The following is an 11,955-nucleotide window of genomic DNA, read 5'->3' on the forward strand; positions in this document are numbered from 1 at the left end:
TTGCGCTACTGAAGGTTTGGGGTATGTGATTTCAAGGTTTGAGTTTTATCTGTCCGTCATTGAATGGATAAATAACGAGGCTGATTTCACATATATATTAAGTAGTATTAAATAAATCAAATATTCAATCAGGTAAAGATGAAAATCCAAAAGACTACGGCGGCCATCCTGGTGCTGGGCGCCTTTGCGGGTGCTGCTCACGCTCAAAGCGTCACGCTGTACGGCATTGCCGACGGCGGCTTCCTGTTCAACAACAACGTCAAGGGCGAAAAGCTCTATGGCCTGTCGAGCGCCACGTCGTCGCGTTGGGGCCTGCTGGGCAGCGAAGATCTCGGCGGTGGCCTGAAAGCCATTTTCGACCTGGAAAACGGCTTTACGCTCGGCACGGGCGCGTTGAGTCAGGGCGGCCTGGAGTTCGGTCGTCGCGCGTATGTCGGCCTGCAGAGCGCCACGTACGGTACGGTGACCCTCGGTCGTCAATATTCGGCCAGCAATGATGCGACGTCGAACTTTGCATCGGGAGCGGACTGGGCCGCCTCCGGTCTCGGTTACGGCACGCGTGCCGGCGACGTCGACAACGTCGATACGTCGAACCGCGTTCAGAACGCGATCAAGTACACGAGCCCGAGCTACCGTGGTCTGACGGTCGGCGTGCTGTACAGCCTCGGCGGCCAGGCCGGCGACTTCTCGAGGAACGAAGTCACCGACGCAGCCGTGTCGTACGTGAACGGCCCGGTCAAGCTCGGCGCGAGCTACATGTTCACCAAGGATCCGTACTACGCAACGTTCGGCGACCAGGGCAATTCGTCGTCGCCGACGTCGGCTACGGGCGGCACCAACAACATGGCAAGCCGTATTTACGGCGGCTACGCTTCGGCCGGTTCGCAACAGATCATCACGGCCGGCGGTTCGTACGCGCTGGGTGCGGCAACGCTCGCCGTGCTGTACTCGAACACGCAGTTCCAGAACCTCGGCACGGTCAACGCTGTGGGCAGCTACGGCACCAAGTACAACGGCGGCACCGCTACGTTCAATTCAGGCGAACTGAACGTCAAGTACGCACTGACGCCGGCACTGACGCTGGCCGGCGCTTACATCTACACGCATAACAGCGGCGCGGATGACGTCGGCAGCGCGAGCTACAACCAGTTCAACCTGGGCACGATCTATCAGCTGTCCAAGCGTACGTCGCTCTACGCCATTGGTTTCTTCGAAACCGCTTCGGGTGTCGATTCGACGGGCAAGAAGGCAGTGGCTGACTTCAGCACCTCGTCCTACTCGTCGAACAACCACCAGTTGGCAGCCATTGTCGGTATGACGCACAAGTTCTAAGCGCTTCGTCTGACGCCCCGGTTATGCCGGGGCGCAGGCTGCGCCTTGAACACGAGGCTTGAACGCGAGGCTTGAACCTCACGGCTTAAGCCTCAAACCGAGCCGGTCTTGCGCACCCAGTCAACAGGGAACGCGCAAGACCGGCTTTTTTATGGCTGTCGCCGCCGCATAGTCCACTGCCTGGCTGAAACAGTCTCTTGCAGCGTCCGCTCAAGGCGTGGACGCTATAATCGACCCCATTGGTTGCGCACACACGCAAAGCCCCCAAACCTTGCGACGGCGCTTCTGGCGATGCTTCGCGCACGCCGGAAATCAGCCGCGCGCATGAACCCCTATCCCCTCAGGCAGGTGGCGTCAGACCGCGTGTTCCGGACGCCACAGGAGCACCAGGCATGAGCAACGACAATCCTCCGCATGTTCTCGTGGTGGATGACGACCCCGCCATCCGGACTCTCATCGAAGAGTATCTTCGCGACAACGATCTGCGAGTCACGGCTGCGTCGAACGGCAAGGAGATGACCGCGGCGCTGACGGAGCATGCGATCGATCTGATCATCCTCGACCTGCGGATGCCCGGCGAGGACGGCATGCAGATTGCCCGGCGCATACGCGACCATTCGTCGCTTCCCATCATCGTGGTATCAGGCAGGCTCGACGAGGCCGACCGCGTCATGGCGCTCGAACTGGGCGCCGACGACTACGTCACCAAGCCCTTCAGCCCGCGCGAGTTGCTGGCGCGCATCCGCACCGTGTTGCGCCGCTCGGCCGCGACCCAGGTGTTGACCGGACGTCAGCTCGACGTCCGCGCCTATCGCTTTGCCGGTTGGGAGTTGAATATCGGCACGCGAAAGCTGATCTCGCCCACCGGCGTACGGATCGATCTCACGAACAGCGAGTTCTCGCTGTTGAGCGCTTTTCTGGCCGCACCGGGGCGCATTCTGTCGCGCGAGCAGTTACTGGAGGCGAGCCGTTTATACGACGACGTGTTCGACCGCTCCATTGATGTGCAGATCCTGCGCCTGCGTCGAAAGATCGAGGAAAATCCGTCGACGCCGCAATTTATCAAAACCGAGCGAGGCGCGGGCTACACCTTTGCTGCGGCCGTGGAAAAATTGAGTTCCGTCGCGCTATAAGCTGGTGCTGACGACCCGTGTAGCCTCGCCCGGTGCAATTCGATGCCGCGCGGCGACGGCGCACTTTATCGCGAGAACCCTGGTCGATGCGTAACGAACAAGGCGCTGCAGGCGCACCCTATCTGCCCTGGGTCATTGCCATCGGCGCTAGCGTGATTGTGGTGCTGGTTTGCGTGGCATCGGGCTGGGATAGCTGGCGCGCCCGTCGCTTGACGCTTGCGGACAACGACCGGGAAATGTCCAGCCTGGCCAGTGCCATCGCCGAACAGACGGCGCGCTCGTTGCAGGGGGTGGAACTGATTCTGCGGCGTACGTCGGTCTGGGAGCGAGATCCGCGCAACCGGCTGGCGACGCCCGCCGAGAAAGAGGCCTTCCTGCGGCATCAGATAGACGGACTGCCGCAGATTCGCGAGGTGACCATTGCCGACGAGAACGGCGCCCGCATCGCCACGTCGACCCCCGCGGGCAGCTCGAGTCCGAGTATCGGCAATCGCCAGTACTTCCAGGATTTGAAGCGGGCCGCCGGCGAGGCGGTGGTGGTGAGCGAACCGTTGCAGAGTCTCACGGACGGCAAGCCGACCTTCGCGGTGGCGATTCGCCTGCAGGACTCCGAAGGAAGATTTGCAGGGGTGGCGCGGGCGCTGGTCGAAGAAGACTACTTCCGCGATTTCTTCAGGCGCATTGACCTGGGGCCCGGCGCGGCCATTCGTCTTCTGCGCGAGGGCGGCACGCCGATCGTCGAGTTTGCGGCCGCGCCGCAGGGCAACAAGGTCGCGCGGGTGCGCTCGGCGCTACGCCAGGTGCCCGGCTTCCCGCTGTTAGTGATGGTTTCGCGCGACGAATCGGTTGCGCTCGCAGACTGGCGCACCAGTTCGATCAACGCGCTCGTACGGACCGGTTCGATCTCCGCGTTCGTCGCCTTGCTTGCGTTTGCGTTGATCCGGCAGATGCGCCGGCTCGGCGAAGTCAACGAGCGGCTTCGCTCGAGCGAGCGGCGCTGGCGGGCGGTGTTCGAGAATGCGCCGCTCGGTATCGCCGTCCTCACGACGGATGGCGACTACGCGGCGACCAACCCGGCTTTTCAGCGGATGATCGGCTACTCGTCGCACGAGCTGGAACAGCTTGGCGCCTTCGACGTTACGTATCGCGAAGACGTGCCTGCGACGCGCGAACATGTGCTCAGACTGCTCTCCGGCACACCCGACACGATCCGTTTCCAGATGCGCTACACGCACCGCGACGGCCATGTCGTCTGGGCGGACATGAGCATGGCGAGAGTCTCGGCGCATCATCAACACGCGTCGAATTACGCGCGGCACGCCGGGGAGATGCTGGTTGCGACGGTGGAAGACATCACGTCGCGTCGCGAGGCCGAAGAGGCACGCCGTCAGCTTGAAGGACAACTGAGGCAATCGCAAAAGCTCGAAGCGCTCGGTACCTTCGCCGGCGGGATCGCCCACGACTTCAACAATATTCTCGGGGCCATTCTAGGCTATGGCGAACGTGCCTTCCATTCACTAGCTGCAACGAGCGATGAGCGTCGCTATGTGGAGCAGGTTCTCCACGCCGGTAACCGGGCACGCACGCTGGTCGAGCGCATCCTGACTTTCAGCCGCAGCGGTATGGGGGCGCGTGTGCCGGTGCGCGTGTCGCCGGTCGTGTCGGAGACCGTCGAGTTGCTGAAGGGGCGGTTGCCGGCCAGCATTGAACTCGACGTCAAGCTCGATGCGAACGACACCTATGTGGCCGGCGATGCGACACACCTGCACCAGGTCGTCATGAATCTCTGCAGCAACGCGGTTCTGGCGATGCCCTCGGGTGGCACGCTGACTGTGGCGCTCGAAAACGAGCATGTTCCGGCCGCGACGACGTTATCGGAAGGCCGGATCGGACCAGGCGACTTCGTCAGGCTGAGCGTCGCGGATACGGGAACCGGAATCGCTCCCGAGGTGCTGGAGCGCATCTTCAACCCGTTCTTTACGACCCGGAGCACGGGCGAGGGGACCGGCCTCGGTCTGTCGCTCGTCGACGGGATCGTGCGAGAGTATGGCGGTGGCATCGACGTCCGCAGCGGGGTCGGGCAGGGTACCCGCTTCGATATCTACCTTCCGGTCACTGAAGCGCCGCTGCCGGCCGACGAAGCCGTCTCCGAAGCATTGCCTCGCGGGGACGGTCAGGTTGTGCTGGTCGTCGACGACGAAGATGCGCTGGTGACGCTCGCCGAAGAGGTGCTGGCCGAACTCGGTTACGAGCCGGTGGGCTTTCGATCGAGCGCCGCAGCGTTGCGGGCCTTCAGAGACGATCCCGACCGCTTCGACGCCGTCATCACCGACCAGACGATGCCGGAGCTGACGGGCCTGGAACTCGCAAGTCATATCCGCGCGATTCGCGGCTCGTTGCCGGTGATCCTCTGTAGCGGCTATGGCAATCCGGCTCTCGAAAGGGACGCGCGCAACGCCGGGGCTGCCACGTTGCTGCGCAAGCCGTTGCGCTCGGGAGAACTGGCGCTCGCGTTGCATCGAATCCTGGCGCGGCCTCAGCCTTAGCTGGCCGGCGTGCCTTGTGTCGTGTCCGCGCCCGCTCCGAGCGAATTCTGCGCGCCGGCGGGCACGCAGTCGGCGTGGTACTCGGCTTGCAGCTTCTTTTCAGCGAGTTCGAGATCGGATGGATAGTCTTCGTCGTTTTCGGACGGGTCGTAGCCTACCGCTTCCAGTTCAGCCAGCTCCTGCATCAGTTGCGCATGCGTGACCTCGGCCTTCAATGGCGTGAAGGGATAGTCGTTGCACTGTTGTGGCGTGAGGCCTTTGGCGGCAAAAGCGGAAGCACTGCCAAGGGCGAAGAGGGTAACCACCGCGGTTTTCGATAACAGGTTCATGATTGAGTCCAGATGAGATGATCGGAGCGCCAGACGTTCAGCGCGTGGCTCCAGTCATCGAGGTTACTGGACAATCAGTACGGTATGCTTAGCATTAGAATGAAATGTTGTTTAAGCTGCCCAACTCCGTAGCCTGTTGAGAAAACGCGGGCAAACGACCCGGCGTTCAGGGCGGCAAAAGACTCAGCTGGTAGCCATAGCAATTTACCGTATTGATGTGAACCGTCGGCAGGTGCGTCTTCAGTTTTGATCTCAGCCGCCAGATCAGCGGAGTCACGCTTGTGCAATTGATGACGTCTCGCCCTGGCCACGCATAGCGAATGAGTTGCTCATGGGCGACGGGCACGTTCGGATCGCGCATCAGGCACTCGACAAGCAGATACTCGGTCTTGGTCAGGGACAAACGCTGCTCCCCGCTCACCAGTTCCCGTGTCAGCGAATCAAGCTGGAGCCGCGCGGCGGCCGGTTGTCCGGTAACGCGGCGTGCCAGCGTGGCTCGACGCAGCGCCTGCAGGCGTTCATGCATTTCAATAAACGAAAGCGGCCGGGCAAAGCAGGCGTCGGCGCCCGCACGTAGCGCTGCGGTGCGCTCCTGAGCCGTAGCGGTCGCCAGAATCGCGATCAGGATGGCGCCCCCCGCAATCGCGGAGAACTGCGGCAGCGTGGCGGTGAGCTCAGGGTACAGGTCCGGGTCGTGCGCCATCAGGATCGCCGCGTCGAACGGCTCTCGCGTGGCTTGCCACACACCGTGGGCCAGATCGTGCGAACGGCACAGGCTGTGAGTGCTTTCGTGCAGCGCTTTGTACAGCCAACTGGCCTCAGGGTGTCGTGGAGACACGAAAAGAATGCGCATAGTTTGAGTCGCCAGCCATGAGCGTGTTTGACTCAGGCGCGCATGGGCGAGACCGGCAGGTGGAGTAGATGAGGAGTGTGGTCTCCGACGGTTGCGGGTCTATTGCACGAACGGCCGGCTCCGTTACAGATGTAACCCGCGGGGCGCTACGGAGCCGTCGCACGCAAGATGAAAATTTTGCAATGTTCAAGTCATATCGCCGGACGCCGGGTGCGGTTTATTCTGAAACCGCTTCAACGCGACCGTGGCTCGTGGACGCGCGGCCAGCAGCGGCGGTGCGCTCGATTCGACTTGCGCGCCTTCGTTTGCGCTGTTGGCAGGCGTTGGTCCGCCTCGCCGGATGTCCGGTAAAACCCTCAACCTTTTGCAGATCACTGTGAAGAATGCCACTTTGCGTCAACTCAAGACCTTTGAAACCGTCGCGCGTCGCCTGAGTTTTTCCCGGGCGGCGAACGAGTTGAACCTGTCGCCACCTGCGGTCTCGACGCAGATCAAGCATCTCGAAGAGCACGCGGGCATTGCGCTGTTCGAGCAGCTTGGGAAGAAGATCTACCTCACGCCCGCCGGGCAGGAGATGCTCCACCATAGTCGCGCCATCATCCACTGCTTCCGCGAAGCCGAGGAAACCTTGGCGAAGATGAAAAGCCTTGCGGGAGGCAGCCTGAGTGTCGGTGTCATCAATGCCGGGGGCTACTTCCTGCCTCGGTTGCTGGCTGGGTTTTCGAACCGGAATGCGGCGGTCGACCTGGATCTGACGGTAGAAAATCACGACGAGCTGCTGGTTCGTCTGGAAGAAAACCGGCTTGATCTCGCCATCATGGTGGGCGCGCCGGTGGAGCCGAGATTTACCAGTACAGCGTTCGCGCCGCACGCGTTTGTTCTCGTCGCCTCGCCGCTGCATCCACTGGTTGGCAGGACGAGTATTGACGTTGCCGAACTCGGAAGTGAACGGTTCATCGTGCGGGAGAAGGGTTCGGACACATGGAATGCCATGCAGCAGTGCTTCGACGGCCGGCTGGCTTTGGACGATCCGCTGGAAATCCGCAATACCGAGGCCATCAAGCAAGCGGTGATGTCCGGCATGGGTATCAGTTTTCTGTCCGCACATACGGTCACGCTGGAATTGCAGGCCGGGATGCTTGCGGTGCTCGATGTCACGGGCTTTCCGGTGATTCAGAAATGGCATGTCGTGCATCGGGCGGACAAGCAACTGGTGCCTGCCGCTCAAGCCTTCAAAACGTTCTTGCTCGAAGAGGGCAAGACGCACGCTAGTGGAGTGCGCACGGTCAGCCACTGATTTCCTGCGTTGCAGCCTTCGGTTGAGGCGTGACGGCCGGCTCGGGGTTCCCGCCGGCCGTTTCCGTATTCACCGCGTCCTTGAAGCCGCGAATCGCCGAGCCGAGATCGCCACCCACCGTGCGCAATTTTTTGGTGCCGAAGACCAGCGACACGATCAGCGCGACAATCAACCAGTGCCAGATACTTATTGAGCCCATGATGTTTTCTCTTTGAATCGTTCTACTTACTGCCTGATTGGACACCAAGGTTCGCCCTTGTGCAGACGAACCTTGGTGCGCCCGGGATCTATACCTTGATGCCCGGGCGGCGGCTGAGCAGAAGAACCGCAGTGCGATTTAGATCAGCATTTAGATCGGCATGACGTCGGGACGGTTGTTCGGGAACCGGGCAATCATCTCCTCAGTCACGTGCAGGTGATCCATGATCATCTGCTTCGGCGTGTGCGTCAGCCAGTCGGACAGCGATACCTCGGCGAAGTGGTCCGCCTTGAAGATTTCCAGGAATACGAGGTCGGTGTCGCCCGTGTTCTGCACGTAGTGACCGAGACTCTTCTTGACGTAGCCGATATCGCCCGCGCGGAAGTCTGCGGTTGCCGCCTTCGGACCTGTATCGAACACGGTCATCCGGGCCTCGCCCTTGATGTAGTACTGCCATTCGTCCGCGTTCGGGTGCCAGTGCAGCTCGCGCATGCCACCCGGCTTGACCGTCACCAGGGCGGCCGCGACGTTTGCCGATGCCTTGAAGTTGCGACTGTCGGCGATCCGCACCGACCCACCCTTGGTCTCCTTCGTCGGCGCCATATCGCCCAGCGAGAAAATGAACGGATGTTCAGGCAGGCCGAGCGGTGACGCCACGGAACGTTGCGCGGCTTCCAGCGGACCGGGATCGGTACCCTGGAAAATCCACAGGTTGTCGACCGGAATGTTCTTGAAGGCGTCGGCCGGCACGTTGAAGTTGGCGGCCAGGACATCCGGCGGCGTGTGGGCGATCCAGTCCGTCAGCAGAAGCGTGTTGAATTCCGATGCATGGCCGTTGTCGAAGGCGAGCAGGAATTCGGCGCCTGTCGGTCCGAGACCTTGCAGCGAGTGCGGCAGGCCCGGAGGGAAATACCAGAGGTCGCCGGTTTTGACGTCGGCGACCTGCGGGCGGCCTTGCTCGTCGAGGATGGTAATGCGGCACTTGCCGTCCAGCATGATGGCCCACTCGGCCTGCTGGTGCCAGTGCATTTCGCGGGTGCCGTTGGTACCCAGGCGCATGTTGACGCCCGAGATATCTTCCGAGATTGCGAAGTCGTCCTGCGTTACTTCGCGAGCCCAGCCGCCGTTCTGATAGCGCTTGTGCGCGTTGTTGAACGACGCCCAGAACAGCGGCATGCCGTTGATGTCGGTTGCCGGCGGGTTCTGGAACGACGGGAACTGATTGGCAATGGCGGGGTTCTGAGGGCCCGGGTCATTCCGGCTCGTCGGGCTCAGGGCGTTGATTATGCCTTCGGGCGGCCGGTCCGGATTGCCGAACGAAGCGGCCTTGGCCGTGGCGGCCACCCCGAGCGCCGCAGCCGAAGCGGCTGCACCCACCAACACTTTGCGTCGCGACAGGTCAGTCATGTTCATTACCTTCCAAGTTTCAAGTCTGAAAATAAACCGTTATAAAATTCGTATTCCTATATAAACAGGAATTGACATCGGTCTGGTTCGATCGTGTCGGAAACGGATTAACCGGGTGTTATCCGGGTGCTGCTGACTGGAGGAAAAAGCGCGTCGAACAGCATCCTTGGAGACGATATTAGTGAGGTACGTGAGCTTATGACAGTCAAAGTTTTGGAACGAAACGATAAGCCGAACGTTAACGTTCCGGTGTTTAAAGCTGGGGGGATTTTGCAAGCTGCGGAGGGTGAAACTCTGAAAACGGCGGATTAATTTTCTTTTAATTTCCGCTGCGGGTCACGCGCGGCCAACGCGTGAGCACGTTGGCCGGTTACATCGCTAGAACGTGTGCGTTGCTTCAGAAGCGATGACGGAATCCGGCGACGAACAGCAACTGCCGATTATTGGCCGAAGGCGTGACGTTGAACATAGACGCGTTGAACGCCGGATTGTTCCCACCGCCGCTGACCGTCTGATACAGGCTCTCCAGATAAACGTCCGTGCGGTGGCTGAACTGGTAGTCCGCCTGCACGATGGCCTCGTGCCACTTGGGCGAGAGACTGCCGGACGACGAGTCGAAACGCCCGTCGGTGTACGTATACGACGCAGCGAGACTGAGGGCGCGGGTCACGAAATACTGACCGTTGATCTCGAAGTTGTTAAAGCGCAGCAGGCTGCCCACGAGCGGGGCGAGATTGCCGCCCTGATAGACGCTGGTGACGTCGTTGGTCGACGAATGCGTCCAGACTAGCCCGATCGACGCAGGGCCAAACGCGTATTTGCCGCCCAGGCCCCAGATCTGCTGGCTGCCGCCGGTGATGACCGCGTCGCTATCGCCGTTGGTGACCGCGCCGTTCGGGTTGACGTTGGCGGTGCCGACCGAGCGGTTGATCTGCAGATAACTGGCGACCAGCGAGACCGGCCCGTTCTCGTACTTCGCCCCCATGCTATAGGCACGGTCGTTCGAGAATTCGCCCGCCTCGTTCGAGAAGCCGTACATCGTCCCCACCGTCAGGCCGCGATAGGTTGGGCTTTCGTATCGCACAGAGTTCTGGATACTCTGATGCCGGATCATGTCGTCGTTGTCGAACGGATGGTCTGCCAGGTTGCCGGCCCAGCCCAGACCTTCGGCGCTCAGCGCGGACAGATACTGCGACATGAAGCTGTACTGTCGACCCGCCGTGATCGTGCCATACATCTTTGAGCTCAGGCCGACGAATGCCTGGCGTCCGAACAGATCGCCCGAGTTGCTGAGTTTGCCGGTGGCACTCGAAAAGCCGTCCTCCAGCATGAACACGGCTGAAAGGCCGCCGCCCAGCTCTTCCGAGCCTCGCACCCCCCAGCGGGTGCCGCTGATGCCGCCGCTGTCCATTTCGACGCCGCTGTGCCCAGGCGCGCCTGCTTTGCCCGTGGTCTGGTTGTTCGCGTAGATCACCGCGGTATCGACGATGCCGTACAGCGTGACGCTGCTTTGTGCGTGACTGCTTGCGGCCCAGCAAAGCGAAACGGCTGCAGCCAGTAGGGTTTTTCTCATGGTGATGACGTCGTAGTGGTCTTGCATGCGTGTGGGGAAAGTGACAGCCGCTCTGTCTGCGCAGATCGGGATATACCGTCAGATATAACGAAGCGAAAAACAAGGTATGGCGGATCGCAACGCGCTTTCTGTCGAGGCGCAATCTTAGCGGCACGATGGGCACGGGGAACTGTACAGTCGTCGGGTTTCGAGAGGAGTACAGTTAAAGCGCCAGGGTTCGCACGCGTTAGCGTTATATCCGTAGATAACTAGCGGTGTATGATGTTTGCGATTCTGTATCGAGACCACCGCAATCGATCGGTGAGAGAGACATGTCACAGAGCGTTTCAACAGGTGCCGTATCCTGGAGCACACCGGTCCAGTTGCAAGGACTGCCTGCGAACGAGCGTATCTGGCGGGAGATTCCGCGGCGCGAAAGCGGCACAGGCGGCTCTCAGGTGGTGATCGGTCACTGGACCGACAGCCGTGTCGAACACCGGGAACTCGTTGCGCCCGTGTTCGACCGCTACTTCACCGTCAGCATTTTGCTCGGCAAAGCGACGGTCGATTGCTACAAGAACGGCAAGCTGTCCGGCCGAGGCACGGGTGGGGTAGGCGGTCTGCAACTCACCGCGCCCGGCGAGCGGATCCAGTGCGGTTTTCGTGGTGCCAACGAGTCGATCCACATCTTCTTTCCGAGCGATCTGATCGAGCTGGAATGTGGCGAAGAGCGCCACAGCGTCGCCGCGCCGCTCTTCGACGATCCCGCGTTTCGCGTCGATCCGGTGCTGGGTCCGTTGGCGCAGCCACTGGCCGCCGCGCACGGCGAAGAGGGACGCATCGACGTGGCTTACGTCGAAGGGCAGGTCTACGCGATCCTGGGGCACGTGCTCTCGCGGTACGGACGCGAAAGCAAGACGGACATGCCGGTTGGCGGGGGGCTATCGTCAGCGCGTTTGCGCCGCACGCTCGACTACATGGAAGCTTACCTGGCAGAACCGATTACTTTGCAGGACATCGCCCAACAGGCCGGCCTGAGCCGCATGCATTTCGCCGCGCAGTTCCGGCTCGCCACCGGCACGACACCACATGCATTCCTGTTGAACCGGCGCATCGAGCGAGCCAAGACTCTGCTGGAGAGGGACATGCCGATCGTGCAGGTCGCGCTTGCCGTCGGCTTTCAGGCTCAGGCGCATTTCACCACGGCGTTTCGCAGCGTGAGCGGCACGACGCCCGCGCGCTGGCGTTCCCAACAGCGGCAGGCGCAGCGCTAGTCCAACTACGGCAGAAACGCGGCGATCGTGTCG

At 61.3% G+C, this 11,955-nt stretch carries 10 protein-coding genes; 5 read left to right on the forward strand and 5 right to left on the reverse strand.

All coding sequences use genetic code 11. The features are described 5' to 3' along the window. Positions 1-138 precede the first annotated feature (138 nt). The 3 genes from P3T42_RS27980 to P3T42_RS27990 all read left to right on the forward strand — a co-directional run bounded on the left by P3T42_RS27980 (position 139) and on the right by P3T42_RS27990 (position 5,011). On the forward strand, positions 139-1,332 hold the full coding sequence (locus P3T42_RS27980; RefSeq protein ID WP_367117606.1) for a porin: 1,194 nt from the start codon (positions 139-141) through the stop codon (positions 1,330-1,332). A gap of 392 nt (positions 1,333-1,724) precedes the next feature. Further along, entirely contained in the window at positions 1,725-2,465 is a 741-nt protein-coding gene (locus tag P3T42_RS27985; protein ID WP_429307873.1) for a response regulator, read from the forward strand. 86 nt (positions 2,466-2,551) lie between these two features. Then, a complete protein-coding gene (locus P3T42_RS27990) occupies positions 2,552-5,011 on the forward strand; it encodes an ATP-binding protein (RefSeq protein WP_429307874.1) in 2,460 nt (819 codons plus the stop codon). Here P3T42_RS27990 and P3T42_RS27995 read toward each other — a convergent pair. Both P3T42_RS27995 and P3T42_RS28000 read right to left on the reverse strand, forming a co-directional pair. Continuing rightward, positions 5,008-5,340, reverse strand: coding sequence for a DUF4148 domain-containing protein (locus tag P3T42_RS27995; RefSeq protein WP_429307875.1), 333 nt, complete (start codon positions 5,338-5,340; stop codon positions 5,008-5,010). The genes P3T42_RS27990 and P3T42_RS27995 overlap by 4 nt on opposite strands. Before the next feature lie 166 nt (positions 5,341-5,506). Beyond that, a complete protein-coding gene (locus tag P3T42_RS28000; RefSeq protein WP_429307876.1) occupies positions 5,507-6,043 on the reverse strand; it encodes a response regulator transcription factor in 537 nt (178 codons plus the stop codon). 520 nt (positions 6,044-6,563) lie between these two features. Between P3T42_RS28000 and P3T42_RS28005 the strand changes: the two genes are divergently transcribed. Further along, on the forward strand, positions 6,564-7,490 hold the full coding sequence (locus tag P3T42_RS28005; protein WP_074297431.1) for a LysR substrate-binding domain-containing protein: 927 nt from the start codon (positions 6,564-6,566) through the stop codon (positions 7,488-7,490). Here P3T42_RS28005 and tatA read toward each other — a convergent pair. From tatA to P3T42_RS28020, 3 genes are all read right to left on the reverse strand, one after another. Beyond that, a complete protein-coding gene (gene tatA / locus P3T42_RS28010; protein ID WP_074295972.1) occupies positions 7,480-7,689 on the reverse strand; it encodes a Sec-independent protein translocase subunit TatA in 210 nt (69 codons plus the stop codon). The two genes, P3T42_RS28005 and tatA, sit on opposite strands and share 11 nt — an antisense overlap. A gap of 150 nt (positions 7,690-7,839) precedes the next feature. Next, positions 7,840-9,096, reverse strand: coding sequence for an oxalate decarboxylase family bicupin (locus P3T42_RS28015; RefSeq protein ID WP_074297429.1), 1,257 nt, complete (start codon positions 9,094-9,096; stop codon positions 7,840-7,842). Between the two features lie 397 nt (positions 9,097-9,493). Further along, positions 9,494-10,669, reverse strand: a complete 1,176-nt coding sequence (locus P3T42_RS28020) for a porin (protein ID WP_429307877.1) — start codon at positions 10,667-10,669, stop codon at positions 9,494-9,496. Positions 10,670-10,980: 311 nt separating this feature from the next. Between P3T42_RS28020 and P3T42_RS28025 the strand changes: the two genes are divergently transcribed. After that, the gene (locus P3T42_RS28025) at positions 10,981-11,922 is read left to right on the forward strand and encodes a helix-turn-helix domain-containing protein (RefSeq protein WP_429307878.1); all 942 of its coding nucleotides are present in this window, start codon (positions 10,981-10,983) and stop codon (positions 11,920-11,922) included. Positions 11,923-11,955: the final 33 nt, after the last annotated feature.

The sequence above is a fragment of the Paraburkholderia sp. GAS38 genome (genome assembly GCF_050434965.1).
Classification (GTDB): Bacteria; Pseudomonadota; Gammaproteobacteria; order Burkholderiales; family Burkholderiaceae; genus Paraburkholderia; species Paraburkholderia phenazinium_A.

Bases quoted from the DNA above. Each gene is read 5' to 3' on its own strand.
- P3T42_RS27980 (WP_367117606.1), top strand. From the start codon at position 139: ATGAAAATCCAAAAGACTACGGCGGCCATCCTGGTGCTGGGCGCCTTT.
- P3T42_RS27985 (WP_429307873.1), top strand. From the start codon at position 1,725: ATGAGCAACGACAATCCTCCGCATGTTCTCGTGGTGGATGACGACCCC.
- P3T42_RS27990 (WP_429307874.1), top strand. From the start codon at position 2,552: ATGCGTAACGAACAAGGCGCTGCAGGCGCACCCTATCTGCCCTGGGTC.
- P3T42_RS27995 (WP_429307875.1), bottom strand. From the start codon at position 5,340: ATGAACCTGTTATCGAAAACCGCGGTGGTTACCCTCTTCGCCCTTGGC.
- P3T42_RS28000 (WP_429307876.1), bottom strand. From the start codon at position 6,043: ATGGCGCACGACCCGGACCTGTACCCTGAGCTCACCGCCACGCTGCCG.
- tatA (WP_074295972.1), bottom strand. From the start codon at position 7,689: ATGGGCTCAATAAGTATCTGGCACTGGTTGATTGTCGCGCTGATCGTG.
- P3T42_RS28015 (WP_074297429.1), bottom strand. From the start codon at position 9,096: ATGACTGACCTGTCGCGACGCAAAGTGTTGGTGGGTGCAGCCGCTTCG.
- P3T42_RS28020 (WP_429307877.1), bottom strand. From the start codon at position 10,669: ATGAGAAAAACCCTACTGGCTGCAGCCGTTTCGCTTTGCTGGGCCGCA.
- P3T42_RS28025 (WP_429307878.1), top strand. From the start codon at position 10,981: ATGTCACAGAGCGTTTCAACAGGTGCCGTATCCTGGAGCACACCGGTC.